At 73.9% G+C, this 24,584-nt stretch carries 28 protein-coding genes and 1 riboswitch; of the genes, 11 read left to right on the plus strand and 17 right to left on the minus strand.

Features of this window, described 5'->3' with window-relative positions:
* Positions 1-7: 7 nt before the first annotated feature.
* The 4 genes from ACIOHG_RS11895 to ACIOHG_RS11910 all read right to left on the minus strand — a co-directional run bounded on the left by ACIOHG_RS11895 (position 8) and on the right by ACIOHG_RS11910 (position 1,511).
* Positions 8-235, minus strand: a complete 228-nt coding sequence (locus ACIOHG_RS11895) for an AbrB/MazE/SpoVT family DNA-binding domain-containing protein (RefSeq protein ID WP_400948592.1) — start codon at positions 233-235, stop codon at positions 8-10.
* A gap of 348 nt (positions 236-583) precedes the next feature.
* Complete coding sequence (locus tag ACIOHG_RS11900) at positions 584-1,003, minus strand: PIN domain-containing protein (protein WP_400948595.1); 420 nt, start codon at positions 1,001-1,003, stop codon at positions 584-586.
* Positions 1,000-1,221, minus strand: coding sequence for a type II toxin-antitoxin system VapB family antitoxin (locus ACIOHG_RS11905; protein ID WP_400948598.1), 222 nt, complete (start codon positions 1,219-1,221; stop codon positions 1,000-1,002). The genes ACIOHG_RS11900 and ACIOHG_RS11905 overlap by 4 nt, the downstream gene beginning before the upstream one ends.
* A 137-nt stretch (positions 1,222-1,358) precedes the next feature.
* On the minus strand, positions 1,359-1,511 hold the full coding sequence (locus ACIOHG_RS11910; RefSeq protein ID WP_400948600.1) for a thiamine biosynthesis protein ThiC: 153 nt from the start codon (positions 1,509-1,511) through the stop codon (positions 1,359-1,361).
* 156 nt (positions 1,512-1,667) lie between these two features.
* Here ACIOHG_RS11910 and ACIOHG_RS11915 point away from each other — a divergent pair, with 156 nt between their 5' ends.
* Positions 1,668-2,207 (plus strand): hypothetical protein, encoded by a 540-nt coding sequence (locus ACIOHG_RS11915; RefSeq protein WP_400948602.1) that lies wholly within the window; start codon positions 1,668-1,670, stop codon positions 2,205-2,207.
* Positions 2,208-2,277: 70 nt separating this feature from the next.
* Here the strand turns inward: ACIOHG_RS11915 and thiC are convergent, their stop codons facing one another.
* On the minus strand, positions 2,278-4,071 hold the full coding sequence (gene thiC / locus ACIOHG_RS11920) for a phosphomethylpyrimidine synthase ThiC (RefSeq protein ID WP_400948605.1): 1,794 nt from the start codon (positions 4,069-4,071) through the stop codon (positions 2,278-2,280).
* Positions 4,067-4,200: riboswitch (TPP riboswitch) on the minus strand. It overlaps the preceding gene by 5 nt.
* A gap of 147 nt (positions 4,201-4,347) precedes the next feature.
* Here thiC and ACIOHG_RS11925 point away from each other — a divergent pair.
* From ACIOHG_RS11925 to ACIOHG_RS11955, 7 genes are all read left to right on the plus strand, one after another.
* A complete protein-coding gene (locus ACIOHG_RS11925) occupies positions 4,348-4,548 on the plus strand; it encodes a hypothetical protein (protein WP_400948606.1) in 201 nt (66 codons plus the stop codon).
* Positions 4,549-4,736: 188 nt separating this feature from the next.
* On the plus strand, positions 4,737-6,221 hold the full coding sequence (locus ACIOHG_RS11930; RefSeq protein ID WP_400948609.1) for a flotillin family protein: 1,485 nt from the start codon (positions 4,737-4,739) through the stop codon (positions 6,219-6,221).
* Between the two features lie 160 nt (positions 6,222-6,381).
* On the plus strand, positions 6,382-7,389 hold the full coding sequence (locus tag ACIOHG_RS11935; RefSeq protein ID WP_400948611.1) for a 3-oxoacyl-ACP synthase III family protein: 1,008 nt from the start codon (positions 6,382-6,384) through the stop codon (positions 7,387-7,389).
* Positions 7,386-8,126 carry a glycosyltransferase family A protein gene (locus ACIOHG_RS11940; protein ID WP_400948614.1) on the plus strand — a complete coding sequence of 247 codons (741 nt, stop codon included), beginning with the start codon at positions 7,386-7,388 and terminating at the stop codon, positions 8,124-8,126. The genes ACIOHG_RS11935 and ACIOHG_RS11940 overlap by 4 nt, the downstream gene beginning before the upstream one ends.
* A gap of 253 nt (positions 8,127-8,379) precedes the next feature.
* Positions 8,380-9,840 carry a class I adenylate-forming enzyme family protein gene (locus tag ACIOHG_RS11945; protein WP_400948615.1) on the plus strand — a complete coding sequence of 487 codons (1,461 nt, stop codon included), beginning with the start codon at positions 8,380-8,382 and terminating at the stop codon, positions 9,838-9,840.
* Complete coding sequence (locus ACIOHG_RS11950; protein WP_400948617.1) at positions 9,837-10,910, plus strand: cytochrome P450; 1,074 nt, start codon at positions 9,837-9,839, stop codon at positions 10,908-10,910. The genes ACIOHG_RS11945 and ACIOHG_RS11950 overlap by 4 nt, the downstream gene beginning before the upstream one ends.
* Before the next feature lie 261 nt (positions 10,911-11,171).
* Positions 11,172-12,068: an NAD-dependent epimerase/dehydratase family protein gene (locus ACIOHG_RS11955; RefSeq protein WP_400948619.1), complete on the plus strand. Its 897-nt coding sequence runs from the start codon at positions 11,172-11,174 to the stop codon at positions 12,066-12,068.
* A gap of 63 nt (positions 12,069-12,131) precedes the next feature.
* On the opposite strand, the gene ACIOHG_RS11960 is transcribed toward ACIOHG_RS11955, so the two are convergent.
* The 3 genes from ACIOHG_RS11960 to ACIOHG_RS11970 form a co-directional block, all read right to left on the minus strand.
* Positions 12,132-12,332 (minus strand): hypothetical protein, encoded by a 201-nt coding sequence (locus ACIOHG_RS11960; RefSeq protein WP_400948622.1) that lies wholly within the window; start codon positions 12,330-12,332, stop codon positions 12,132-12,134.
* A 164-nt stretch (positions 12,333-12,496) separates the two neighbouring features.
* Positions 12,497-13,156 (minus strand): thiaminase II, encoded by a 660-nt coding sequence (gene tenA / locus ACIOHG_RS11965; RefSeq protein ID WP_400948624.1) that lies wholly within the window; start codon positions 13,154-13,156, stop codon positions 12,497-12,499.
* A 64-nt stretch (positions 13,157-13,220) separates the two neighbouring features.
* Entirely contained in the window at positions 13,221-13,538 is a 318-nt protein-coding gene (locus ACIOHG_RS11970) for a cupin domain-containing protein (protein WP_400948627.1), read from the minus strand.
* Positions 13,539-13,642: 104 nt separating this feature from the next.
* Between ACIOHG_RS11970 and ACIOHG_RS11975 the strand changes: the two genes are divergently transcribed.
* On the plus strand, positions 13,643-14,017 hold the full coding sequence (locus ACIOHG_RS11975) for a phage holin family protein (RefSeq protein ID WP_400948630.1): 375 nt from the start codon (positions 13,643-13,645) through the stop codon (positions 14,015-14,017).
* 46 nt (positions 14,018-14,063) lie between these two features.
* On the opposite strand, the gene ACIOHG_RS11980 is transcribed toward ACIOHG_RS11975, so the two are convergent.
* Entirely contained in the window at positions 14,064-14,492 is a 429-nt protein-coding gene (locus ACIOHG_RS11980) for an SsgA family sporulation/cell division regulator (protein ID WP_400948632.1), read from the minus strand.
* Between the two features lie 216 nt (positions 14,493-14,708).
* On the minus strand, positions 14,709-15,518 hold the full coding sequence (locus ACIOHG_RS11985; protein ID WP_400948635.1) for an IclR family transcriptional regulator: 810 nt from the start codon (positions 15,516-15,518) through the stop codon (positions 14,709-14,711).
* Positions 15,519-15,881: 363 nt separating this feature from the next.
* On the opposite strand from ACIOHG_RS11985, the gene ACIOHG_RS11990 reads away from it, so the two are divergent.
* Positions 15,882-16,409, plus strand: coding sequence for an NUDIX domain-containing protein (locus tag ACIOHG_RS11990; protein ID WP_400948637.1), 528 nt, complete (start codon positions 15,882-15,884; stop codon positions 16,407-16,409).
* Positions 16,410-16,416: 7 nt separating this feature from the next.
* Here the strand turns inward: ACIOHG_RS11990 and ACIOHG_RS11995 are convergent, their stop codons facing one another.
* The 4 genes from ACIOHG_RS11995 to pdhA form a co-directional block, all read right to left on the minus strand.
* Positions 16,417-18,105 (minus strand): globin domain-containing protein, encoded by a 1,689-nt coding sequence (locus ACIOHG_RS11995; RefSeq protein ID WP_400948640.1) that lies wholly within the window; start codon positions 18,103-18,105, stop codon positions 16,417-16,419.
* A 193-nt stretch (positions 18,106-18,298) separates the two neighbouring features.
* Positions 18,299-19,609, minus strand: coding sequence for a dihydrolipoamide acetyltransferase family protein (locus tag ACIOHG_RS12000; protein ID WP_400949261.1), 1,311 nt, complete (start codon positions 19,607-19,609; stop codon positions 18,299-18,301).
* Between the two features lie 5 nt (positions 19,610-19,614).
* A complete protein-coding gene (locus ACIOHG_RS12005) occupies positions 19,615-20,622 on the minus strand; it encodes an alpha-ketoacid dehydrogenase subunit beta (protein ID WP_400948642.1) in 1,008 nt (335 codons plus the stop codon).
* The gene (pdhA, locus tag ACIOHG_RS12010) at positions 20,619-21,764 is read right to left on the minus strand and encodes a pyruvate dehydrogenase (acetyl-transferring) E1 component subunit alpha (RefSeq protein ID WP_400948644.1); all 1,146 of its coding nucleotides are present in this window, start codon (positions 21,762-21,764) and stop codon (positions 20,619-20,621) included. Before pdhA ends, ACIOHG_RS12005 begins: the two co-directional genes overlap by 4 nt.
* Positions 21,765-21,911: 147 nt before the next feature.
* On the opposite strand from pdhA, the gene ACIOHG_RS12015 reads away from it, so the two are divergent.
* On the plus strand, positions 21,912-22,379 hold the full coding sequence (locus ACIOHG_RS12015; RefSeq protein ID WP_400948645.1) for an Lrp/AsnC family transcriptional regulator: 468 nt from the start codon (positions 21,912-21,914) through the stop codon (positions 22,377-22,379).
* Positions 22,380-22,383: 4 nt separating this feature from the next.
* Here ACIOHG_RS12015 and ACIOHG_RS12020 read toward each other — a convergent pair whose 3' ends face one another.
* The 3 genes from ACIOHG_RS12020 to ACIOHG_RS12030 are packed head-to-tail and all read right to left on the minus strand — an operon-like array spanning position 22,384 to position 24,449.
* Entirely contained in the window at positions 22,384-22,905 is a 522-nt protein-coding gene (locus ACIOHG_RS12020; RefSeq protein ID WP_400948648.1) for a hypothetical protein, read from the minus strand.
* Entirely contained in the window at positions 22,902-23,486 is a 585-nt protein-coding gene (locus ACIOHG_RS12025; protein ID WP_400948650.1) for a TetR/AcrR family transcriptional regulator, read from the minus strand. The genes ACIOHG_RS12020 and ACIOHG_RS12025 overlap by 4 nt, the downstream gene beginning before the upstream one ends.
* A 57-nt stretch (positions 23,487-23,543) precedes the next feature.
* A complete protein-coding gene (locus ACIOHG_RS12030) occupies positions 23,544-24,449 on the minus strand; it encodes a glycosyltransferase family 2 protein (RefSeq protein ID WP_400948653.1) in 906 nt (301 codons plus the stop codon).
* Positions 24,450-24,584 lie beyond the last annotated feature (135 nt).

Raw genomic sequence — 24,584 nt, forward strand, 5'->3', positions numbered from 1 at the left:
CAGCCGGCTACTCGCCACGCAGCAGCTCCATGATCTGGTCGGTGGACATGCCGCCGACAGCAGTGCCCCTCATGCGCTGTGCCAGCCGCTGCCCCCGGGTTCCGCTCCCGACCCGGCGCACTATCCGCAGCACGCCGTCCTCCTCGATCACGTCCACCTCGTCACCGGGGTGGAGACCGCACTTCTCACGAAGGTCCGCAGGGATGGTGACCTGCCCTTTGCTGTTGAGCCGCATCGCAACCTCCGGTATCCCGTAATACCCCTACTACGTAATACTACGCCGTCGCCAGCAAGGGCGGACGCTGCGCGAAACGCCGGAGCGCCGCGCCGGGAGACCCCCTCCGTCTCCCGGTGCGGCGCGATCGGTGGGGCCTGCGTCAGTCGGCCAGCGGCAGGTAGACCTTGTTGCCCAGGGCGGCGAACTCGGCGGACTTCTCGGCCATGCCGGCCGGCGCGGCCTACTCGGCCTCGCCGCCGTGCTCGTCGCGGATCTGCCGGGAGATCTTCATCGAGCAGAACTTGATCAAAGACAGCATCAGCAGGGTCGGTTGCCAATGCCTTTACAGCCCGCGATCACCAACGGCTACGCCGGGACGTCACGGACGCTGCGCTGGAGGACGTCCGGAAGAACACCGGCCGCGGTGACGAAGTCCTTGTCGTCATGCAGCACGATGAGCCCGTGGTGAGCTGCGGTGGCGCAGATCATCAGGTCCACGGTGGACAGCGCACGGACGGCACCACCGGCCTGCGCGAGCTTGAACTGGGCCGACTCGATCCAGCCCCACACGTTCTTCGGCAGGGGCACGTCCGGGTACAGGTCGCTGAACATCTCGCCCATCTGCTCGTAGTGCACGAGGTTGAGGGCGGAGCGTCGGAACTCCGTGCGCTGGGGAGCACACGATCCGATGACGCGTAGGTCGATGTCCTCTCCCCATGCGTCGTTCAGGTGCCGCTCGCGCTGCAGTCGCCATACGGCGGTGGAGTCCGCGAGGTAGCGGATCACTCCTCACCCTGCTTCTCGGCGTCGTGGAGTTGCCGCCATCCCTCGTAGTCCCACTGCTGGGCGGCCTGGAAGTGCCTGGCGCGCCGGGCAGCCTGTTCGTGCCTCTCGGCGTACTCGCGAAGGGCGGTGTTGACCACGTCCTTCTTGGTCGCGCCTGCGGAGAAACGCAGGGCCTTCGCGAGGGCGTCGTCGTCCAGGTCGATGGTCGTCACGCTCATGCATGCCTCCGATATATAAGGCCAACAACAATCATGAATATAGCAGCGGGCCCACCAGGATCGGGCCGGAAAGCACCGGGCGCCGCTCCCGGAGGTCAGCCTCCGGGAGCGGCGCCCGTCAGGGTCGCAGCCCTACCTCAGCCCGTCAGCGGCAGGTAGACCCGGTTGCCCTGGGCCGCGAACTCCGCCGACTTCTCGGCCATGCCGGCCAGGGCGTCGGCGTCGAACTCGGTGGCCACGGCCGACGATCCGTCACCGTGCTCGTCGCGGATCTGCTGGGAGACCTTCATCGACGACAACGTCAGCCCCCAACCAGCACATCCGTGGATATCGCCCCAGGACCGCCCTGTGAGGCATCATCGGGCAGAAGATCACGCTCCTTGACGGTGTCCACTCGAATGTTCGCCCGCCGTCTCCATGGCCGGGCCCAAGCCAGAGGCAGACCTGTGACGAGTCCGTCCGATCAAGAACTGTGGGCCGCTGTCGTTTCTGCTCGCCGCGAGCTCAACCGCGTGCAGGCCGAGTTCTACCAGAACGCCACCGACTCCACAGGTGTCCTACGAGATGCGCTCCGTGAGCGCGGCTGGGGTCAGACAACAGCTCTGCGCCACCTGGACGGACTCTCCCGAGACACACTGGATCTCCTGCCGGAGTTGGTGTGTCTGGTCATCTCCGACCGAACCCATCGATGGGCTGTCGAGGCGATCGACCACATCTCGCACGACAAGTTGATGCCTGCGCTTACACCCCTTGTCCGGCAACACCTGGACAGCGAGGACGCATACGAATACGGATGCCTCGCCAGTCTGGCTGCACGTATCCAGGCATGGCCCCTGCTGCAGGAGATCGTCCAGCGAGCACTGAGCAGTGCCGATCCCGAGATCCGGGAGCTTGGCCGGTTCTATGCCGAGAGGTATGACTTCCTTCAAGGAGTCGCCCAGGACGAGCTGGCCCCAGGAGAGACCTCGTCGGCCGCCAACGCCTGACGGGCCGAGCGCCCGCACCGGGAAGGCCCCCTCCTCCTTCCCGGTGCGGGCGCTGCTGCGAGCCGTTCCGTCAGTCGGCCAGCGGGAGGTAGACCCGGTTGCCGTTGGCAGCGAACTCCTCGGACTTGGCCTTCATGCCGGCTTCGGCCTCATCGTCGCTGGTCACGGCCATGTCGTCGCCGTAGGTGTCCATGATGCTTTTACTGATCTTCATCGAGCAGAACTTGGGGCCGCACATGGAGCAGAAGTGCGCGGTCTTGGCGGGCTCGGCGGGGAGGGTCTCGTCGTGGAAGTCGCGGGCGGTCTCCGGGTCGAGGGCCAGGTTGAACTGGTCCTCCCAGCGGAACTCGAAGCGGGCGTCGGAGAGCGCGTCGTCCCAGGCCTGCGCGCCGGGGTGGCCCTTGGCGAGGTCGGCGGCGTGGGCGGCGATCTTGTAGGTGATGACGCCGGTCTTCACGTCGTCCCGGTCGGGCAGGCCGAGGTGTTCCTTCGGGGTGACGTAGCAGAGCATCGCGGTGCCCCACCAGGCGATCATCGCGGCGCCGATGCCCGAGGTGATGTGGTCGTAGCCGGGCGCGACGTCGGTGGTCAGCGGGCCGAGGGTGTAGAACGGGGCCTCGTCGCAGATCTCCTTCTGCAGGTCCATGTTCTCGCGGATCTTGTGCATCGGGACGTGCCCGGGGCCCTCGATCATCACCTGGACGTCCTTGGCCCGGGCGATCCGGCCCAGCTCGCCCAGCGTGGTGAGTTCGGCGAACTGCGCCTCGTCGTTGGCGTCGGCGATCGAGCCGGGCCGCAGGCCGTCACCGAGCGAGAAGGTGACGTCGTAGGCGCGCAGCAGGTCGCAGAGCTCCTCGAAGTGGGTGTGGAGGAAGTTCTCCTGATGGTGCGCCAGGCACCAGGCGGCCATGATCGAGCCGCCGCGCGAGACGATGCCGGTCTTGCGCCGGGCGGTGAGCGGGACGTAGCGCAGCAGCACGCCGGCGTGCACCGTCATGTAGTCGACGCCCTGCTCGCACTGCTCAACCACGGTGTCCCGGTAGACCTCCCAGCTGAGCTCCTCGGCCCGGCCGTCGACCTTCTCCAGCGCCTGGTAGAGCGGGACGGTGCCGATCGGGACGGGGGAGTTGCGCAGGATCCACTCGCGGGTGGTGTGGATGTTGCGGCCGGTGGAGAGGTCCATGACGGTGTCGGCGCCCCAGCGGGTGGCCCAGGTCATCTTCTCCACCTCCTCCTCGATCGAGGAGGTGACCGCCGAGTTGCCGATGTTGGCGTTGATCTTCACCAGGAAGTCGGTGCCGATGATGGCCGGCTCGACCTCGGGGTGGTTCACGTTGACCGGGATGACGGCCCGGCCGCGCGCCACCTGCTCGCGGACGAACTCCGGTTCCAGGCCCTCCCGGAGCGCGACGAACTCCATCTCGGGGGTGACCAGGCCGCGCTTGGCGTAGCCGAGCTGGGTGACGGCGACGCCGTCCCGGGCGCGCAGCGGGCGGCGCGGCCGGCCGGGGAAGACCGCGTCCAGGTTGCGCAGGTCGCCGCCGCGCGGCGCGGTGTGCTTGATCCCGTCGTCCTCGGGGCGGGCCTCGCGGCCCTCGTACTCCTCGACGTCCCCGCGCTGCCTGATCCACGGGTCGCGCAGCGCGGGCAGTCCGCGCCGCACGTCGGTGGGGACGGCGGGGTCGGTGTACGGCCCGGAGGTGTCGTACAGCGGGACGGTCCCGCCGTTGGTGAGCCGGACCTCGCGGTAGGGGACCAGCAGGTCGGGGCGGCTGCCCCGGCGGTACGCCTTGCGCCAGGCCGGGGTGGGGTAGCCGGTGGCGGCCGACTGGTGGGCAGACGTGTCTTCGGCAAATGCGGTCATGCGACCTTCAACTCCCTACGCCGGCATTACCCGGTCAGGTTCCTGCGGTCGGCGCAGCAGGTGGTACGCGGGCCCGCGTACCGTCAGCGCCCTCTCAGCCCGGTGCTCCGAGCTCCCGTTCCGCGCAGGCGTTCGCCGCCTGCGTCCGTCGCTCACCGTAGGGCACCGGGCCCGCCCGGTCCAGGGCGCGTCCCTGGCCCCGCCATGCGCCGGAGGCGCAACTCCCGCGCGCCGCCGAGCTGTTCGCCACCCGGTCGACGTGGGAGAATGGCCCGGATGATCGGGCTGACGGGGCGGGTGACGGGGCGGATCGGCGCCGGGCTGGTCGGCGAGGTGATGGTGCACATCCCGGAGCGGCAGGGCACCGAGGCGTTCCTGGCGTACCTCGCCGTCCCGGGCGAGCGGCTGGAGCCCGGCTCGATGGTGGTCGTGGTCGAGTACCAGCCACCGCGCACGGTCTACGTCGCGCCGCTCTGAGCCTCCGTCAGCATGCGAACGGTTGAGGCCGTCCAGCTGTTTCGAGACGGTGACGGTCGACACCGGCGTTCCCTCTTCCACCGCGATCGGGACAGGCGCAGAATGCGGGCTGCCACCGGATTCCGCGCCATCCTGCACGACCGAAGCGCAGCCACGGAACCGGTGTGCCCTGAAGGGGGAGATTGCCGATGCTGATCGGCATTGTCGGCGGAGCCGTCGCTGGCCTCGTCGCACTGATCGTGCTGTTCAAACTCATGTGGCGGGTGGCCGAGCCCAACGAGGCCCTGGTCATCTCCGGTTCCAAGCACGGTGAGGGGCTCGGCTTCCGGGTCGTCACCGGCCGGGGCACCCTGGTGATCCCCGGCATGCAGGTGGTGCGCCGGCTGTCGCTGGACCTCAACGAGGCCGCGCTGGACGTCGAGTGCGTGACGTCGCAGGGCATCCCGGTGCACGTCAAGGGCGTGGTGATCTTCAAGGTGGGCGACGACAACGCGTCCATCGCCAACGCCGCCCGCCGTTTCCTGGACCAGCAGAAGATGATGGGCCACCGGGTGCACAACGTGTTCGCCGGCCACCTGCGCTCCATCGTCGGCGGGCTGACCGTCGAGGACATGATCCGCGACCGCGAGCGCCTCACCGGCGAGACCCGCTCCGCCTCGGGCATCGAGATGGAGAAGCTCGGCCTGATCATCGACTCGCTGCAGATCCAGGAGATCCTGGACCCGACCGGCTACATCACCAACCTGGCCGCGCCGCACGCCGCCGCCGTCCAGCGGGACGCCCGGATCGCGGCCGCCGAGGCCGACCGCCGGGCCACCGAGGCCGAGCAGGAGGCGTTCGCCCGGAAGGCCGAGGCGACGCGCAACTCCGGTATCCAGCAGGCCGGTTACCAGGCCGAGATGGACACTGCGGCGGCCCGCGCCATGCAGGCCGGACCGCTCGCCCAGGCCGCCGCCCGGCAGGAGGTGGTGGTCCAGGAGACCAAGGTCGCCGAGCTGGAGGCGCGCCGCAAGGAGCAGCAGCTCCAGGTCGACGTCCGCAAGCCCGCCGACGCCCGCGCCTACGAGACCCGCACCAAGGCCGAGGCCGACCGTGACGCCCGGATCTCCGCCGCCGAGGCGCTGTCCCGGGAGACCGAGCTGAAGACCGCCGCCGAGGCCAACCGGGTCAAGGTGGCCGCGGCCGCCGAGGCCGAGGCCACCCGGGCCCGCGGTCTGGCCGCCGCCGAGGCCACCCGCGCCACCGGTGAGGCGCAGGCCGCCGCCGAGGCCGCCAAGGGCCTCGCCGAGGCCGAGGCGTCCCGCGCCAAGGGCCTCGCCGAGGCCGAGGCCACCCGGGCCAAGGGCCTCGCCGAGGCCGAGGGCATCAAGGCCCGCGCCGCGGCGCTGGCCGAGAACCAGGAGGCGGTGGTCGCCCAGCAGCTCGCCGAGAACTGGCCCGCCATCGTCCGGGCCGGCGCCGACGCGTTCGGCAACGTCGAGCACATGGTGCTGCTGAACGGCGCCGAGGGCATGTCCGAGATGTTCGCCAAGGCCCTCACCATGGGCGGCACCGGCCTCGGCCTGGCCCGCCAGCTGCTCAACTCGATGACCCCGGACGCCCCGGCCGAGCCCGCGAAGGCCCCGGCCCCGGTGGCCCAGGTCATCCCGGTCCAGAGCACCGACTCCGAGTGACCGGCCGCTCCTGACGGGCCGTTCCGCACCACGACGCCCCGTCGGGAGCGCCGACCGATCCGCCCGGTGGAGGCCCCACCGGGCGGATCTCCACATTTCCCGCCCGCGCTGAGTACTCGTACTCACGCCCGAACGGCCGCCACCGCGCCAGCATCGAGACATGGACAGCCTGCCCCGCATCGGTATCACCGCCGTCGGCTCCGCCCTGCCCCGACAGACCGTCACCTCCGCGCAGCTCCAGCAGGAGGTCGCGGCGGGCTCCCGGCTGCCGCTGCCGGACGGCATGTTCGAGAAGGCCACCGGCATCCGCACCCGCCGCTTCGCCGGCCCCGACGAACACCCGTCCGCGCTCGCCCTGGCCGCCGGCCGCCGGGCGCTGGCCGCCCGCGGCCTCGAACCCGCCGACCTCGACCTGCTGATCTTCGCCTCCGCCTCCCGGGACGTCTGCGAACCCGCCACCGCCCACCTGGTCCAGGCCGAACTCGGCTCCCGGGCCCACGCGCTGGACGTCTCCAACGCCTGCAACAGCTTCCTCAACGGCATCGACACCGCCCGCGCGATGATCCTGGCCGGCCGCGCCCACCGGGCCCTGGTCGTCACCGGCGAGACCCCGAGCCGGGCGATGCGCCGCGACCCCTCCGGCCTCGCCGAGTTCCGCGACGGCTTCGCCGGCTACACCTTCGGCGACGGCGGCGCCGCCGTGGTCGTCGAGCGGGTCGAGCGCGGCGGCATCCTCGACATCGAGACCGAGACCGCCTCCGAGCACTGGGCGGTCGGCGGCATCCCCGGCGGCGGCTCCCGGCACCCGCGCGGCGACGAGTGGAGCTACTTCCGGGGCGGCGGCAAGGAGTTGCGCGGCGTCTTCGAGAAGATCGGCGCCGACATCCTCACCCGGGTCGCCGCCCGCACCGGCCTCGGCTGGGACGCCTACGCGCGCGTCCTGGTCCACCAGGTGACGCTGCCCTACCTGGAGCGCTTCGTCGAGCTGACCGGCGTCCCCGCCGAGAAGCTGGTGGTCACCGTGCCCGAGCTCGGCAACCTCGCCTCCGCCACGATAGGCGTCCAACTCGACCGGATCATGCCCGAGTTGAACCCCGGCGACAAGGTCCTGATGGTCGGCCTCGGCGGCGGCGTCAGCCTGATCACCATGGTCTGGGAGAAGTCGTGACCGCCCTCTGGGTGGTCGTACCCGCCTACCAGGAAGCCGCCCGGATCGACGGCGCCCTGCACGCCCTGGCCCGCCAGCACGACCGCGACTTCACCCTCCTCGTCGTCGACAACGGCTCCACCGACGCCACCGGCGACCGGGTCCGCGCCTTCGCCGAGCACGCCCCGTTCCCGGTCCACCTGCTGGTCGAACCCGAGAAGGGCGTCGGCAGCGCCGTCGACACCGGCTTCCGGCACGCCATCGACCACGGCGCCCGCCTGCTCGCCCGCACCGACGCCGACTGCCTCCCCGAACCCGGCTGGACCGCCGCCGCCCGGGCCGGCCTGCTCGCCTCCGGCGGCCTGGTCTGCGGACGGGTCACCGCCCGCCGCGACGAGCACGGCCCGGTCGGCCGCGGCGTCTTCCGCGCCCTGGTCGCCCTCGGCGCGCTCTTCGGCCGCGTCCGCCCCGCGCACCACCGCCGCCACGGCTACCTGACGCCCTACCGGATGCACGCCGGCAACAACATGGCCGTCACCGCCGACCTCTACCTCACCAGCGGCGGCATGCCCCGCCGCCCCTCCCCGACCGACCGCACCTTCATCAACCGGGTCCGCCGGCACACCACCGCGATCGTCCACCGCCCCGACATGGTCGTCCAGAACTCCACCCGCCGCATCCGCGCCTACGGCCTCCGCGGCACCGCCCGCTGGTACCTCGAACGCGGCGCGGGCCACCGCGACGTCGACATCCGCTGACTCCTGCGGAGAGCGCCGGGGGCCCAAGCTCCAGGGGCCCGGGGAACGGCGGTGCCGAGGGGCAGGTGTCTCACGGGCTGCGATGCGCCACCCCGTTTCGGGCCGAAGGTCTTTTGGCCGACGCCCCGTAGCGCCCCTCTGTGTCCCGGCGCATCGCCCCTCGGCCCCGCCGTTCCCCGGGCCCCTGTTTTCTCCCGTCCCGCCTGCCTGAAAGTTTCCCCCTGAATACCCCCGCTGCGAAAGGAACCTGCTCGTGCTGGACCGGCTCGATCGAACGCTGCGGGAGGGCGGCCCGCGCCCGGCGCTGCTGGGGAGCGGCGGGGCGCCGGCCCGTTGCGGTGAGCTGGCCGCCCTCGCCGACCAGTACGCCGCCGCCCTGCACCACCGCCACGGCCTGCGCCCCGGCGACACTCTCGGGGTCGCGGTCCGGCCCGGCCCGCGGGCTCTCGCCGTGCTGCTGGCCGCCCACCGCCTGGGCCTGCGGGCCGCAGTGCTGGACCCGTCGGCGGGGCCGGACGTGCTGCGGGCCCGGCTCGCCCTCGCCCCGCCCGCCCTGATCCTCGCCGACGCCGCCGTGCAGGCCGCGGCCGGCTGGGCCCGCCCGCTGGCCCGCCGCGTACACCTGGAGCTGCCGCCGCTGCACCTGCTCGGGCCGGTGGCGACCGTCGGCCGGCGCCTGCCGGGCTGCGCCCCGGGTCTCGGCGGGCACCCGGGGCCGCCGCCGAAGCCGTACGAGGGCGACGGGGACGCGGTGATCGTGTTCACCTCGGGGACCACCTCCGCCCCGCGCGGCGTCGTGCACTCCCGGGCCTCGCTGGCCGCCGGCATGCGCGCGGTGGACGCGCTGGTGCGGCCCGGCCCGGGCCGCCTGGTGCTGGGCGGGACGACCTTCGTGCTGGTCCCGGCCCTGGCGGCGGGCGCCACCGTCGCACTGCCCGCCCGCCGGAGCGCCGCGCTGCAACGGCAGATCGACCGGCTCGCCCCGGACGAGACCTACCTGACGCCGCCCCAGCTCCGGCCGCTGACCAGGCTCACCGGCCGGGTCTGGACCGGCTCCGCCCCGGCCGACGCCGCCCTGCTCCGGCGGGCCAAGCAGGCGGGCGCCAGCGAGGCGTGGGGGGTGTACGCGCTGACCGAGCTGTTCCCGGCGGCCGCCGTCGAGGAACGCGAGAAGAGCGCCCACGAAGGCCCCGGCGACCTGCTCGGCACACCGCTGCCCGGCATCCGGACCCGGCTCGGGGCGGACGGCGAACTGCTGCTCGCCGGGCCGTCCGCCCGCGACCGCTACCTCGGCGAGGACCCGGACCCGTGGGTGCGCACCGGCGACCGCGCCGCCCTCGACCCGGACGGGCGGATCGTGCTGGCGGGCCGGCTCAAGGACATGGTGCTGCGCCGCGCCGAGAACATCTATCCGGGCCTGTACGAGCCCTCCCTGCACCTGCCGGAGGTCGAACTCGCCGTCCTGGTGGGCGTTCCGGCCCCGGACGGCGACGAACGGCTGGTCGCCCTGGTCCAGCCCCGGGCCGGGGCCGACTACCGGCGCCTGCGCGCCGACCTGCGCGCGCCGCTGGCCCGGATGGGCTCCGCCCGCCCGGACGCCCTGCTGCTCGGGCCCGTCCCGCTGGCCGGGCGCTCCCGCAAGCCCGACCGGGCCGCCGCCGCCCGCCACTGCGCCGACCGGCTCGCCACCGACCCCACCGGGAGCACCCTTTGACGCTCCGTCGCACCGATCCCCGCCGGGCCGCCCGCCGCGCCGACCGGGCCGTCTACCTGCGCAGCCACCCGGTGCTGTTCGCGCTGCTCGCCGCCACCCGGCACCGGCCGCTGCTCCGGCTGGGCCGGACCGTCCTGGTCCACCACCCCGACGCGTACCGGCAGATCCTCACCAAGGTTCCGCTCGACCGCACCGCCGAGCACACCACCGGCGGCACCGCGGCCCGCCTCACCGGCGGGGGCCTGCTGTTCGACCAGAGCGGGGCCGAGCACCGCGCCTCCCGGCGGGCCCTGGGCCACCTGCTCAGCAGCGAAGGCATCGCCGAACTGCGGCCCGGCTGGCATCAGTTGATCGACAGTCGGCTCACCGGCGGCCGCGTCGACCTGGTCCCGGTGGTCCGACTGCTCGCCGGCACCACCGCCACCGCCCTCACCGGCAGCACCGCCGACCCCCTGGAACTGGCCCGCGCCGCCGAACGGGTCGCCGCCGCGACCGCCCGCACCCACCTGCCCGGACTCCCCCGGCCCGGTGCACGGCGCCGCGCCCGCGCCGCCGCGGAACAGCTGCGCCTGCTGCTCCCGGACCCGCAGGACGCGATGCTCGCCGTCGCCGCCGTCAACACCACCCTGGCCGCCCTGCCCCGCGCCGTCGCCTGGTGCGCCCGCGCCCACTGGTGGGACCGGGCCCGGCAGGACCCCGACGCGCTCGCCGCCGAACTGCTCCGCCTCACCGCCGCCTCCCCCGTCCTCCCCCGGGCGGCCGCCGCCGAGGCCACCGTCCTCGGCCACCGCCTGCGCCCCGGTGACCGCCTCCTGCTGGTCGCCCGCCACGCCGCCCAGGCCCACCGCGACACCCCCGACCACCCCCTCGCCACCCGGGCCCCCTTCGGCCTCGGCCCCCACACCTGCCCCGGCGCCGCCCTCGCCCGCGCCCAACTCACCACCCTCCTCACCACCCTGACGCCCCACCACCCCCGCCTCCACCGCACCACCCCGAACCCCCGCAGCGCCCTCCCCTCCTACCGCACCTGCCTCCTGACCCTCCGGGGAACCCCGTCAGGGGCCTACTGAGCTTCGCCCGGCCCGGGGAGCGAAGCTCCGTCCCGGGCCCGCCGGGCTTCGCGTTCCGGGCCCGGGGAGCGAAGCTCCAGGGGCCCGGGGAACGGCGGAGCCGAGTGGCTGGTGACCGACGGGCCGCTGGGCGCCACCCCGTTTCGGGCCGAAGGTCCTCGGCGAAAGCCCCGTCGCGCCCCACTGTGTCCCGGCCCCACACCCCTCGGCCCCGCCGTTCCCCGGGCCCCTGTTTTCCCCCACCGCGAAAGGAACTCCCCCGTGCCCCCGCTGACCCTCGCGCTGACCGGTGCCACCGGCTTCTGCGGTTCGTACGTGGCCGAGCTGGCCGTCTCCCGGGGGCATCGCGTCCTCGCGCTGGGCCGGCGCCCGGCCCGGCACGGCGAGCACGTGCCGTGGGACGCCACCGACCGGGAGGTCCCGGAGCTGCGGGGAGCGGACGCGGTGGTGCACTGCGCGGCAGCCGTCGGTGACCTGCCGCCGGGTTCGGCGGGCGAGGCGGCACAGTGGGCGGTGAACGTCGAAGCGACCGAGCGGCTCCTCGCGGCGGCGGCCGGTCGGCCTTTCGTGTTCGTGAGCAGCGCCAGCGTGTACGACCCCCGCCCGGACCGGTCACTGGTCACCGAGGAACACCCCACCGAGGGCGGGCACTTGAACGCCTACGGGCAGACGAAAGCGGTCGCCGACCGGCTCGCTCTCGCCGCGGGCGCCGTCGTGCTGCGCCCGCGCGCGGTGTACGGGGCGGGGGACCCGCACCTGGTGCCGCGGCTGCTGGGCTCGGTGCGCCGGGGAGTGCTGGCGCTGCCGGGCGGGGACGTGGAGCTGAGCCTGACCGCGGTGGAGAACCTCGCGGCGGCGTGCCTCGCGGCCGTGGACTGGCCCGCGGGGGCGTACAACGTGGCGGACGCCCGGCCGTACCGGCGCGACGCGGCGCTGCGCGGGGTGCTGGCGGCGCACGGCCGCTCCGCCCGGCTGCTGCACCTGCCGGGCCCGGTGGCGGGCTTGGCGGTGGGGCGGCGGGAGGGCGTGACCAGGTACGCGCTGGACCAGCTGGCCCGGCCGGTGGTGCTGGACACGACGAAGTCCCGGCTCCGGGGCTTCACCCCGGGCCGGGACCTCGACGACTACCTCGCACGGCCGGGCCGCCCGTCCCCCTGAGCGGACGACCCCCGCCGCGTCGAGCGCAGCACCCCCGTACCCCCTGCCCCCGTCCCCCGGGGGCTAGCTCTTGGCGGCCTTCTTGACCAGGATCACCACGGCCGCGGCGATGCCGACCAGGACCAGGATGTTGACGGCGAAGCCGATCGCACCGAGCACCGCGCCCACGATCGTCCAGAAGACCTTCCAGGCGATCACGAGCAGGATGATCGGGACGACGATGTTGCGCACCCACGAGGGCAGCGACTTCCAGAACTCGGCCATGTCCGTACCTTCTCCCCTCGGGCTCGGTGCCGGTGGTTCCGGCTGCGTTCCCGCTCCCTCGATCTCGACACTTCGATCCTAGGCGGGCCGGAAGGGCGGAACGAGGCTTCCCGGCCCGGAGAGAACCCGGAGATCGACCCCGAGCCGCCGCCGGGGGAGAACCCTCAGACCGGCCAGGTCTCGCCGCGCCAGGCGGCGTCCCAGAACATCCACTCGTAGCGCGAGGTGGTGGTGAAGTGGGCCAGCACGCGGGCGCGTTCGGTGCTGGAGAGCTCCTCGCCGAGCCGGTCGGTGAGGGCGAGGACCCGGCGGACGACCTGCTGGAACTCCTCCCCGCCGTAGGCGGCGATCCACTGGGCGTAGAGCGGCTCGGGGGAGGAGTGCCGGGCGAGCTCCTCGCCGACCCGGGCGTAGATCCAGTAGCAGGGCAGCACCGCGCCCAGCGCCTCGGCGAAGGAGCCGCCGTACACGGTGGCCAGCAGGTAGCTGGTGTAGGCCCGGGTGGTGGGCAGCACCGGTTCGGCGTCGACGCCGGGGCCGTCGCCGAGCGCGGACATGAACTCGGCGTGCATCTGCCGCTCGGCGGCGATCGCGCCGACCGCGTCGTTGGCGAAGGCCAGCACCTGGTCGTCGGTGGGGGCCTTGGCGGCGCAGACGGCCAGCGCCCGGGCGTAGTCGCGCAGGTAGTGGGAGTCCTGGACGACGAAGTGGCGGAACGCGGCCCGGGGGAGGGTGCCGTCGGCGAGCCCGGTCAGGAAGGGGTGGTCGAGGATCTGCCGGTACACCGGCTCGGCGGCGGCCCACAGTTCTTCGGTCAGCTTCACGGGAGTCGTCCCTCCTGGACGGATGGTCGAACGGGCGGCGGGGGCGGGGGTGCCGGGCCCGGGGTCAGTCCTCCGGCGGGGAGAAGACCACCAGCACCCGCAGTTCCTCGGTGACGTGATGGAAGCGGTGCTCGGTCCCGGCGGGGACGAACACCACGCTGCCGCGGCCGACGCTCGCGGTCTCCCGGCCGACCGTCAGCTCGGCCCGGCCGCTGACCACCAGGTAGATCTCGTCCTGGGCGTGCGGGGTCTGCGGGTCGGCGTCGCCGGGGGAGAGCGCGTACAGGCCGGCGGACATCGTCGGCTGCTTCAGGAAGCGCAGGTACGCGCCGTCGCTCGCGGCGCGTTCGGCGTCGAGTTCGTCCAGCCGGAACAGCTTCATCGGGGCACGGCTCCTCTCCCGGTCCGGCCCCATTCAACCGCACCGCGCCACCCGGCCGACCGGGGAGCTTCCCCCTGGGCGCCCCGGCCTGTCACCATCCGCGCATGAAGAATTTCGTGATCAAAACGCTCATCAACGCGGTGGCGATCTGGATCGCCGCCTGGATCGTCACCGGGATCACGCTGTCGGGCGACGACTGGCAGCACAAGACGCTCACCGTGATCGCGGTGGCGCTGGTGTTCGGCGTGGTCAACTTCCTGATCAAGCCGCTGGTGAAGCTGCTCTCGCTGCCGCTGTTCATCCTGACGCTGGGTCTGTTCACCTTCGTGATCAACGCCCTGATGCTCTGGCTGACCTCCTGGGCCTCGGACAAGCTGAGCCTGGACTTCCACGTCGAGGGCTTCGGGTCGGCGCTGCTCGGCGCGCTGATCATCAGCGTGGTGTCCTGGGGCCTCAACCTCGCCCTCGGCGACGACTGATCCCGGCCGCGCCACGGCCCCGCGGGCCGGCCCCGGGCCCCCGGGGTCAGCCCGCGTTCCCCGGCCCGGTGGCGGAGAGGATGCCGGCCAGCTCCTGGTCGAGGTCGTCGCCCGCCAGCTCCTGGCCCATCGGGACCACCCGGTCGGTGCGGGCCAGGAAGGCGAGCAGCGGCGGGACGGCCGTGTGCATCAGCGCGTCGCCCTCGGGGGAGCGCAGCAGCAGGGCGGCCTCGGCGAGGTCGTCGCCGATCGGCTCGATCCGCACGTCGCCCTCGCCGCTGGGCCGGCCGAGCCCGTCCACCAGCAGCTCGCGGGCGAACACCCAGGCCACCGGCTCGTCGCCGGGCAGGTGGAAGGTGAAGCGGACGGCGAAGGGGTCGGCGCCGTCGTAGTCCAGGTCGACCACGATCCGGAAGGAGAGCTCGCTCGACACCACCAGGTGCATGGTGGTGCTGGCTCGGACCGTGTTGTGCATGGCCGGTACCTCTCGTTCTGTCCGCCCGGCGCGCGGTGGGGTCGGGCACGGTTTCGCTGGGTCGGTTCGCTCTCGGTTCGGGCGGGGTCGGACGGTCGGGCGTCGGTTCTGCGGGTTTCTGTCCCCTTGCGTCGACCTTCGAACCCATGGTCCCCGTTTGGGGGCTTTGCGGACAAGGTGTGCTTTTTCAAATGGTGAACGGGTTTCCGCCCCCGGTCACCCCACGAACAGCGGGAACATCGCCCCCACCAGGGAGCGCAGCCGGGCCGCGGCGGGGCCGAGCCGGTCGGCGCGCTCCGCCGGCAGCGAGATCGCCAGGGTGGCGACCACCGGGCCGACGGTGATCGGGACCGCCGCGCAGACCGTGCCGAGCGCGTACTCCTGCCGCTCCAGCACCGGCATGGTCGGCCGGACCCGGTCGAGCCGGCGCAGCACCGTGCGGACGTCCGCCGCGGTGGACGGGGTGAGCGCGGTGGGGTGGTGGCGGGAGAGGTGGTCGCGCCGCTCCTCCGCGCCGAGCTGGGAGAGCAGGCAGAGCCCCACGGCGTGCGCGTGGGCGGTGGCCCGGAAGTCGGCCCACTCCTCGACCGGCGGCTGCGCCGGGCCGGAGACCACCTCGACCACCTTGACCTCGCCGTCCTCGTAGACCGCGTGGTAGACGGCGGCGCCGAGTTCGTCGCGCAGCTCCGCCATCCGGGTCCGCAGGCCGGCCCGCTCGGACTGCCGCCGCCCGGCCCGGCCGATCCCGTCGAGCGAGGCGCCGTAGCGGAACCGGCCGCCGTCCCGGCGCAGGTAGCCCTCGTGGGTGAGGGTGCGCAGCAGGTGGTAGGTGGTGCCGAGGGGGAGCGCGGCGCTGCGGGCGAGCTGCTTGGCGGTGGCGCCGTGGACGTGGCCGCCGACCGCCTCCAGCAGGCGCAGGGCGCGCTGCACGGAGGAGATCAGGGTGGGTGTGCGCGGCGCGCGTATGCCGTCGGCCGCCGTGGTCCTGCCGCCGCCGACCGCTTCCCCGGTCCGGTGCATGCTCATCCCCATCCCCCGGGCCCGGAGGGGCGTTCGGAGGAGGCTGCTCCGAACCGGCCCGGCAGGCGGACATTGCAGCACAGAGCGGACACGGCTGCAATCACAATGTCCCGCACATCGGGCAAATCACCTTCACTTTCCAGCCACCTCTCGCCCCGTATTCGTGGATTCGGAGGCGGCAACCCGACAGATCCGGCCAATCCAAGATCCATGACGGCCGGGCCCGTCGTTCCCGTCCGGAGCACCCGGGCACGGCGCCCCACCCGGACGGCGGAACAGGTCCCTCCGAATCGCCCGCGCGTGCGAGTTTCACCGGCGCCGCCGCGCGGGAGACTCCCGCACAACGCTCGTGCCCCGGAGGTGGCAGCCATGTCGGGCCAGGTCCGTCCCGTCGTCAAACGCACTGCCCGCGCGATCCTGCTGGAGACCGACCCGGACGACCCGCACGGCCCCGCCTCGCTGGTGCTGATCCGCCGGGTCCGCCCCGGCTCGCCGCACCCGTACTGGATCACCCCCGGCGGCGGCGTCGAGCCGACCGACACCAGCGTGGTCGCCGCCCTGCACCGCGAGGTGGACGAGGAACTCGGCGGCAAGGTCACCGACGTGGTGCCCGCCTTCGTCGACACCGTCGCGCACGCGCACCACGAGGACGGCTCCCCCGCGCACCCGCACGGCGTCAAGGTGCAGCACTTCTTCGCCTGCCGGCTCGCCTCGATCGACCCGTCCCGCCGGCACGGACCCGAGGTGGAGCAGCCCAACGGCGAGTACGAGATCGTCCGGGTGCCGTTCACCCGCGAGGGCGTCACCTCGGTCAACGTCGTCCCTCCCAGCCTGCGCGCCTATCTCGCCGCCAACATCGAGGGCGTCCGCGCCCTGCTCGCCGAGGACCTCGGCTGACCGTCCGTCAGGGCCGGGGCAGCAGCGACGGCGACAGGTCGTGCCGCAGCCGCTCCTCCGGCACCCCGCAGCGGCGCAGCGCCGCCACCCCGCCGCGGACCATCGCCACCGGGCCGCTCAGGCAGGCCGTGAAGCCGTGCCAGGGCGCGTACCGGGCCACCACCTCGGGCAGCTCGCCGAGCAGTTCGCCGCCGCTCGCCGACCCCTCCGCGGACAGCACCGGGCGGACCGTCAACCACGGGTGCCGGTCCGCCAGTTCGCGCAGCTCGGCCAGCCGGTAGAGGTCCGCGGCCCGCCGCGCCCCGTAGAACACCTCGACCCGGCGGCCGGCCGCGCCGTGCTCGGCCACCTCCTCCACCAGGGCCCCGATCGGGCCGATCCCGGTGCCGCCGCCCAGGCAGAGCAGGTTCTCCCCCGCCGCGTGGTCGACCGTCATGGCGCCCTCGGCCGCGCCCAGCCGCAGCACGTCGCCCGGCCGGGCCCGGTGCACCAGCGCGTTGCTCACCCAGCCCGCCTGCACCGCCTTCACGTGCAGCGTCAGCAGCCCGTCCGCCCGGGGCGCCGAGCCGAAGGAGTACGACCGCCACACCCGCGGCCACCACGGCGTCTCCAGCGCCGCCCACTGCCCGGCCCGGAACGGGTACGCCTGGTCCGGCCGGAGCGTCAGCACCGCGACGTCCGGGGTGGCCTGCCGGTGCTCCACCACCTCGGCCTGCCACCACGGCGGGACGGTCCGGGCCTCCTCCTGCGCGCCCTCCACCATCAGGTGCGCGCCCAGCGCCAGCAGCCGCCGCCAGGCCGCCTCGGTGCGCGCGTCCCAGCTCCCGCCCGCGTACCGGGCCAGCGCCGCCACCAGGCACTCCTCCATCGAGGCGTAGTGCTCGGGCCGCGCCCCGTACTTGCGGTGCCGGCGCCCCAGCGGGACCAGGTACTCGCGCAGCTCCGCCGCGTCCTCGCCGTACCCGGCGCAGCGCCGCAGCGCCCGGAACAGCCGCTCGCGCTGGTCGTCCATGGCGGCCGGGAACATCGCCCGCAGCTCGGGGTGGCGCAGGAACATCAGCGCGTGGAAGTGCGCCATCGCCCGGTCCGCGGCGGGCTGGACGGCCGCCAGCGCGGCCCGGATCAGCACCAGTTCCTCGGCGTTCGGCGGCCGCGGCGGACCGGCGGGCCGCTCCGCCGGGGCGGCCGGTTCCAGCTCGGGCACCACCCGCCCGGCCGGGGGCAGGCCCCAGGCCCGGGTCCAACGGTCGTCCGGGCCCACCCAGTTGAGCGCCGGGGCGTCCCGGAACAGCGGCTCGAAGGCGGGCAGCGCGGGCAACGCGGGCAACGTCGCTGCCCCGGCCGGCTCGAACCCGGGCAGCGGCGGCACCAGCGGCGGCCGGACGGGCTTCGCCGGGACGGCCGGCACGGGGGTGAGCAGCACCGGAGTGAGCGGCACCGGCGTCAGGCCGGGCCCGGCGGAGGCCGGCGCCGGGCCGGCGGAGGGTTCCTCCGCCGGACCGGCCGGACCCCGCTGCTCCACGGCGGTCGGGGGCTCGTCCGCCGGCTCGGCCGGTCCGGACGGGGTGGGGACGGGAGCGGGAGCGGCGGCGCCGGTCGCGGCCGCCGAGCCGGGCAGTGCGGCGACGGCCGCGCTGCCCCGGGCGATCCGGACCCGCAGCGGCCGGCTCTCCAGTGCGAGCTGACGAGTACTCAAGAGAATCGTTTCGCTTCCGGTCGAACTGTCTGCTGACGCCCTCAGCACAGTGACACCGGCCGCACAGCTCATCCGACAAATCCGGGGAACCCCGGACATCCGGCCCGCCGACCCGCTACCCTCCCCCACCCACCGGTTCCGGCGGCCGCCCGTGGCGGCCCGCCGGAACCGGGTCGGAGCCCGCTACAGCCCGCTACAGCCCGCGCAGCAGCGTCCCCGGACGCTCCACGCAGTCCGCGACGAAGCGCAGGAAGCCGCCCGCCGTCCCGCCGTCGCAGACCCGGTGGTCGAAGGTGAAGGACAGCTGGGTGACCCGGCGGACCGCCAGCTCCCCCTCGTGCACCCACGGCTTGGGGGTGATCCGGCCGACCCCGAGCATCGCCGCCTCCGGGTGGTTGAGGATCGGCGTGGAGCCGTCCACCCCGAACACCCCGTAGTTGTTCAACGTGAAGGTGCCGCCGGTCAGTTCGGCCGGACCGAGGGTCCCGACCCGGGCCGCCTCGGTGAGCCGGGCCAGCTCCTCCGACAGCCGCTCGGTGCTCAGCCGCCGGGCGTCCCGGACCACCGGCACCACCAGGCCGCGCTGCCCCTGCGCCGCGAAGCCCAGGTGCACGGCGGAGTGCCGCCGGATCGCCTCGCCCTCCACACTGGAGTTGAGCTCCGGGAAGCGCTCCAGACCGGCCAGGCAGATCCGCGCCAGCAGCGCCAGCACGCTCACCTTCGGACCCGGCACCGCGTTCAACTGCGCCCGCAGCGCCATCAGTTCGGTGGCGTCGGCGTCCACCCAGCAGGTCGCGGCCGGGATCTCCCGGTGACTGCGGGTCAGCTTCTCGGCGACGGTGCGGCGCAGTCCGCGCAGCGGGACCAGCTCGCCGTCCGGCTCGGTTCCACGTGGAACAACCACCGCCGCGGGCTCGACGGCGAGGGCAGCGGACGCGATCGCCCGCTCCACGTCCCGCCGGGTGATCAGCCCGTCCGGCCCGCTGCCGGGCACCCCGGCCAGGTCCACCCCGTGCTCGCGGGCGAGCCGACGCACCAGCGGCGAGATCACCGCCAGCACCGCCGGGGCCGCCGGAACCGGCGCGGCCGGGACGGCGGGCCCGGCCGGAACGAAGGGCCCGGCGGGCCCGGCGGACACCGCCGGCGCGGGCGCCCCGCCCGGCAGCACCCGGCGGCGGCCGGCCCGGCGGGACTCCGCGACCCCGTAGCCGACCAGCGGCCGCTCCGGCTCCGTCGCCGGGGCCGCGCCGCCGGGCGCCGCCGCCACCGCGACGGTCACCAGCGGGGCGCCCACCGGCACCTCCTGCCCGACCTCGCCGTACCGCGCGGTGACCACCCCGCCGTACGGGCAGGGCACCTCCACCACCGCCTTGGCGGTCTCCACCTCCACCACCGGCTGGTCCACGGCGATCACCTCGCCGACCTCGACCATCCAGCGCACCACCTCGGCCCCGGTGAGTCCCTCACCGAGGTCGGGCAGCGTGAACTCGCGGACCACCGCCACCGCCATCACTCCTCCCACTGGAGCCGGGCGACGGCGTCCAGGATCCGGTCCACCCCGGGCAGGTGGTGGTGCTCCAGCATCGGCGGCGGGTACGGGATGTCGAAGCCGGTGACCCGCAGCACGGGCGCGGCCAGGTGGTGAAAGCACTTCTCGGTCAGCCGGGCGGCCAGTTCCGCCCCGGCGCCGCCGAAGCCGGCCGCCTCGTGCACCACCACGGCCCGGCCCAGCGAGCGGACCACCTCGCAGGCGGTGGCCTCGTCGAACGGCACCAGCGAGCGCAGGTCCAGCACCGCCAGGTCCCACCCCTCGGCCTTCGCCGCCTCGGCGGCCTCCAGGCAGACCGGCAGCGAGGGCCCGTAGGTGATCAGCACCGCCGAGCTGCCGGGGCGGCGCAGCACGGCCTTCCCGATCGGCTCGACGGCCGCCGCCGGGTCCCACTCGGCCTTGCCCCAGTACAGCCGCTTGGGCTCCAGGAACACCACCGGGTCGTCCGAGGCGATCGACGCCCGCAGCAGCCCGTACGCGTCCTGCACGGTGGCGGGCGTGACCACGTGCAGCCCGGGGGTGTGCGCGTAGTACGCCTCGGAGGCGTCGCTGTGGTGCTCGACGCCGCCGATGCCGCCGCCGTACGGGATGCGGATCGTGATCGGCATCGGCAGCCTGCCGGCGGTGCGGTTGCGCATCTTGGCGACGTGCGAGAACAGCTGCTCCAGCGCCGGGTAGGCGAAGGCGTCGAACTGCATCTCCACCACCGGCCGCAGCCCGTACATGGCCATGCCGACGGCGGTGCCGAGGATGCCCGCCTCGGCCAGCGGGGTGTCCAGGCAGCGCTCCGGTCCGAACTCGGCGGTCAGGCCGTCGGTGATCCGGAAGACGCCGCCGAGCGCGCCGACGTCCTCGCCCAGCACGTGCACGGCCTTGTCGGCGTGCATCGCGTCGCGCAGCGCGCCGTTCAGGGCCTGCGCCATGGTGCCGGTGCGCAGGCCGGACTGCTCGCGGGTGGCGGTGGTCATCGGCCGTGCACCTCGGCCTCCGCGGCGAGCTCGGCGGCCAGCTGCGCGGCCTGCTCGCGCAGCTGCTGGGTGGGTTCGGCGTAGACGTGCGCGAACAGCGACATCGGGTCCAGTTCGGGGTCGGCGTGGAACTCGGCGCGCATCCGGGCGGCCAGCTGCTCGGCCCGCTCGGTCGCGTCGGCGACCAGGGCGTCGTCCAGCAGGCCGCGGTGGCGCAGGGCGTCCTCCAGCAGCCGGATCGGGTCGTGCGCCTGCCAGGCCGCGACCTCCTCGGCGTGCCGGTAGCGGGTGGCGTCGTCGGCGTTGGTGTGCGCCTCGACCCGGTAGGTGAGCGCCTCCACCAGGGTCGGGCCGCCGCCGGTGCGGGCCCGCTCGACGGCCTCGGTGAGCACCGCGTGCACGGCGAGCGCGTCGTTGCCGTCGACCAGCCGGCCGGGCATGCCGTAGCCGACCGCCTTGTGGGCCAGGGTCGGCGCGGCGGACTGCCGGGTCAGCGGGACGGAGATCGCGTAGCCGTTGTTCTGCACCAGGAAGACCACGGGGGCGTTCAGCACGGCCGCGAAGTTCAGGCCCTCGTGGAAGTCGCCCTCGCTGCTGCCGCCGTCGCCGAGCAGGGCGAGCGCCACCGTGTCGTCGCCGGACAGCCGGGCGGCGTGCGCCAGGCCCACCGCGTGCGGGACCTGGGTGCCCAGCGGGGTGCAGAGCGGGGCGGTGCGGGTGGCGCGCGGGTCGTAGCCGGTGTGCGCGTTGCCGCGCAGCAGGGTGAGCGCCTCCAGCGGGTCGACGCCGCGGGCGACCACCGCGAGGGTGTCCCGGTAGGAGGGGAACAGCCAGTCCTCGGCGTGCAGCGCGAGCGCGGCCGCCACCTGGCAGGCCTCCTGGCCGGTGGAGGCCGGGTAGACGGCGAGCCGGCCCTGCTTGGTCAGGGTGGTGGCCTGCTGGTTGTACCGGCGCCCGGCGACCAGTCGGCGGTACAGCTCGCGCAGCAGCTCCGGGTCGGCCGCGTCGGCGGCGGGGGTGCCCAGCACGCGGTACGGCTCGGCGTCCGGCAGCAGCGGGGCGGGGTCGGTGCGCGGCGCGGTGGCGCCGGGCAGCCAGCCGGGGACGGGGGCCCGGTCGGGCCTGTGGTCGAGAACGGTCATCTCGGGCACCTCCGGGGTGGTGGGGGCTCCCTACCGATTGTTCGGTCGTCTGGTCATCTTGGCCATATCCGCGTCAAGAAGGTGGACAGTCGGCCGAAAGGGCGGTCTGCTGGGGCCAGCACGTCCAATCACCAGGGATGGGGGGCCATGTCGGCTGAACAGGTGTCCAGACTCGACCGCGTCGACCGTTCGATCCTGCGGCTGCTGCGGCAGGACGGCCGGGCCTCGATCCGCTCGGTGGCCGAACGGGTGCACGTGTCCCGGGCGAACGCGTACGCCCGGATCTCCAGGATGGTCGAGGACGGCGTGATCCGCGGCTTCACCGCCCGGGTGGACCACGAGAAGGCCGGGCAGGGCGCGTCCGCGTACGTCACCCTGCGGATCGTGCAGAACTCCTGGCGGGCCGTCCGCGAGCAGCTGCTGCAGCTGCCCGGGGTCGCGCACATCGCGCTGGTCGGCGGCGACTACGACGTGCTGATGCTGGTCCACACCGCCGACAACCGGGAGCTGCGCGAGCTGGTGCTGGGCAGCATCCAGTCGATCCCGCAGGTGCTCAGCACCCGGACCATGCTGGTGTTCGAGGAGACCGACCTGATCCCGCCGGACGGGCCGTAGCGGCTCAGTCCTCCCCGGTGGAGACCAGCACCACCGTCCACCCGCCGCCGATCCCGACCAGCGCGGCGTCGAAGGTGTACGGGGTGACCGGGTCCCAGTGGCGGTTGCCGCTCGGCGGGGGGTGCGCGGCGTAGCCGTTGGCCCGCCAGTCCGCGTCCGGGCCGAGCAGCTCGACCAGCGGGGCGGCCAGCACCCGGGCCGCCCCGATCGACCGGAACGAGCCGTACACCAGATCCTGCCCGAGCGTGTGGGCCGCCCAGCCCTCCGCGTCCGCGACCGGGACGCGCACCCCCAGGCGCTCGTGCATCATCCGGTCGCTGTGCGGGCTGCTGTGCCACCCGCGACTGCGGCACCGGCAGGTCGGGCCCACCAGCGGGTTCGGCCCGTGCGCCAGCACCTCCCAGCACAGCTGCCCGTGGTCCAGCCCGCGGTCCTCGGCGATCACCGCCACCTGCTCGTCCCAGGCGGTCCACTCGGCCAGCAGCTCGCGCAGCGCCTCCAGCTCCCCCGGCAGGTGGACGCTCACCGGGCGCGCAGGCCGTCGAAGGCCAGCCGGACCACCGCGTCCGGCAGCGCCTCGGCGCCGCGCTGGCCCGGGCGGTACCACTCCGCCAGCGAGTTGATCATGCCGAACAGCAGCCGGGTGGCCAGCCGGGGCTCCAGGTCGGCCCGCAACTGCCCGGCCGCGACGGCCTGCTGCAGCAGTTCGGCCACCCGGTGGTCGAAGTCACGCCGCCGCTCCAGCGCCCACTGCTCGGTCGCGGTGTTCCCACGCACCCTCAACAGCAGCGTCACGTACGGCAGTTCGGCCAACAGCACCTCGACGGTGCGGCGCACCACGTGCTCCAGCCGGTCCACCGGACGGCCCTCGACCGCGCCCGGCTCGGCCAGGATGCCGAACAGCGCGTCCAGCGCCCGGCCGACCGCGAGCCGCAGCAACTCCTCCTTGCCGCGCACGTGGTGGTAGATCGAGGACTTCGAGATCCCGGCGGCCCTGGACAGGTCCTCCATCGAGGTGCCGTCGTAGCCGCGGTCGTTGAAGACCCGCACGGTGACGGCGAGCAGCGACTCGACGGTGTACGAGGCGCGCGGGGAGTGATCGGCCATGCGACGAGTATCCCCGGGGCGGCGGCGGACCGCCCCGGGGGGTGCGGCGCGGAGGGCTCAGCCCTTCGGGCGGGTGTCCTCGGCGACGAAGTACGCGGGACGGTTCTGCACCGCGGTGTAGATCCGGGCCACGTACTCGCCGAGCAGGCCGACGCAGATCAGTTGCACCGCCCCGACGAACAGCACGCCGACGAACAGCGAGGTCCAGCCCGGGACCGGGTTGCCGGTCAGGTACACCGTGATCGAGAAGGCCACCAGCAGGAGGCAGGCGAAGAAGGCCAGGGTGCCGAGCCAGGTGGCCAGCTTCAGCGGGGCCGAGGAGAAGCCGGTGATGCTGTCCACGGCGAGCCGGACCATCTTGCTCAGCGGGTACTTGGTCTCGCCGGCCACCCGCTCCTCGCGGGTGTAGTAGACCTCCCCGCTCGGGAAGCCCAGCCACGGCACCAGCAGCCGGTAGACCCGCTGCTGGTCCGGCAGCGCCCGCAGCGCCTCGACGGCGTCCCGGGACAGCAGTCGGAAGTCACCCGCGTTGGACGGCACCTGGCGGCCCACCATGCGGCGCATCAGCCGGTAGTAGGCGCCGGCCGTCCAGCGCTTGAAGCCGGTGTCGGTGGAACGGTCGTCGCGCACGCCGTAGACGATGTCCAGCTGGTCGTGCTGCGCCAGCTCCAACATCTCCGCGATCTTCTCCGGCGGATCCTGCAGGTCGGCGTCGATGCTGGCCACGTAGTCGCCGACGGCCAGGTTCAGGCCCGCGGTCAGCGCCGCCTGGTGGCCGCTGTTGCGGCGCAGGCGGACCATCCGCAGTTCCGGCCAGACCGAGGTGAGGTCGCGGAGCAGGGCGGCGGTCTTGTCGGCGCTGCCGTCGTCGACGGCGACCACCTCGTAGGCGACGCCCAGGCCGTCCAGGACCGGACGGAGCCGGGCGGTGAAGGCGGGGAGTGCCTCCTCCTCGTTGTACATGGGGACAACGACCGACAGAACGGTGCTTCCGTTTGTCGATGCGTTCATCAGGTCTCCCGCGCTATGGGTCCGAACCGGCAAGTGCTGTGGAGTGTATCCAGCCGGGCACGCCTGGCCCCCGGCAGGTACGGACCA

This window comes from Kitasatospora sp. NPDC088134, from assembly GCF_044741705.1.
Classification (GTDB): domain Bacteria; phylum Actinomycetota; class Actinomycetes; order Streptomycetales; family Streptomycetaceae; genus Kitasatospora.

Coding starts and splice junctions, on each gene's coding strand:
- ACIOHG_RS11895 (WP_400948592.1), bottom strand. CDS start 235: ATGCGGCTCAACAGCAAAGGGCAGGTCACCATCCCTGCGGACCTTCGT.
- ACIOHG_RS11905 (WP_400948598.1), bottom strand. CDS start 1,221: ATGAGCGTGACGACCATCGACCTGGACGACGACGCCCTCGCGAAGGCC.
- ACIOHG_RS11910 (WP_400948600.1), bottom strand. CDS start 1,511: ATGAAGGTCTCCCAGCAGATCCGCGACGAGCACGGTGACGGATCGTCG.
- thiC (WP_400948605.1), bottom strand. CDS start 4,071: ATGACCGCATTTGCCGAAGACACGTCTGCCCACCAGTCGGCCGCCACC.
- ACIOHG_RS11925 (WP_400948606.1), top strand. CDS start 4,348: ATGATCGGGCTGACGGGGCGGGTGACGGGGCGGATCGGCGCCGGGCTG.
- ACIOHG_RS11930 (WP_400948609.1), top strand. CDS start 4,737: ATGCTGATCGGCATTGTCGGCGGAGCCGTCGCTGGCCTCGTCGCACTG.
- ACIOHG_RS11935 (WP_400948611.1), top strand. CDS start 6,382: ATGGACAGCCTGCCCCGCATCGGTATCACCGCCGTCGGCTCCGCCCTG.
- ACIOHG_RS11960 (WP_400948622.1), bottom strand. CDS start 12,332: ATGGCCGAGTTCTGGAAGTCGCTGCCCTCGTGGGTGCGCAACATCGTC.
- ACIOHG_RS11970 (WP_400948627.1), bottom strand. CDS start 13,538: ATGAAGCTGTTCCGGCTGGACGAACTCGACGCCGAACGCGCCGCGAGC.
- ACIOHG_RS11975 (WP_400948630.1), top strand. CDS start 13,643: ATGAAGAATTTCGTGATCAAAACGCTCATCAACGCGGTGGCGATCTGG.
- ACIOHG_RS11980 (WP_400948632.1), bottom strand. CDS start 14,492: ATGCACAACACGGTCCGAGCCAGCACCACCATGCACCTGGTGGTGTCG.
- ACIOHG_RS11985 (WP_400948635.1), bottom strand. CDS start 15,518: ATGAGCATGCACCGGACCGGGGAAGCGGTCGGCGGCGGCAGGACCACG.
- ACIOHG_RS11990 (WP_400948637.1), top strand. CDS start 15,882: ATGTCGGGCCAGGTCCGTCCCGTCGTCAAACGCACTGCCCGCGCGATC.
- ACIOHG_RS12005 (WP_400948642.1), bottom strand. CDS start 20,622: ATGACCACCGCCACCCGCGAGCAGTCCGGCCTGCGCACCGGCACCATG.
- pdhA (WP_400948644.1), bottom strand. CDS start 21,764: ATGACCGTTCTCGACCACAGGCCCGACCGGGCCCCCGTCCCCGGCTGG.
- ACIOHG_RS12015 (WP_400948645.1), top strand. CDS start 21,912: ATGTCGGCTGAACAGGTGTCCAGACTCGACCGCGTCGACCGTTCGATC.
- ACIOHG_RS12025 (WP_400948650.1), bottom strand. CDS start 23,486: ATGGCCGATCACTCCCCGCGCGCCTCGTACACCGTCGAGTCGCTGCTC.
- ACIOHG_RS12030 (WP_400948653.1), bottom strand. CDS start 24,449: ATGTACAACGAGGAGGAGGCACTCCCCGCCTTCACCGCCCGGCTCCGT.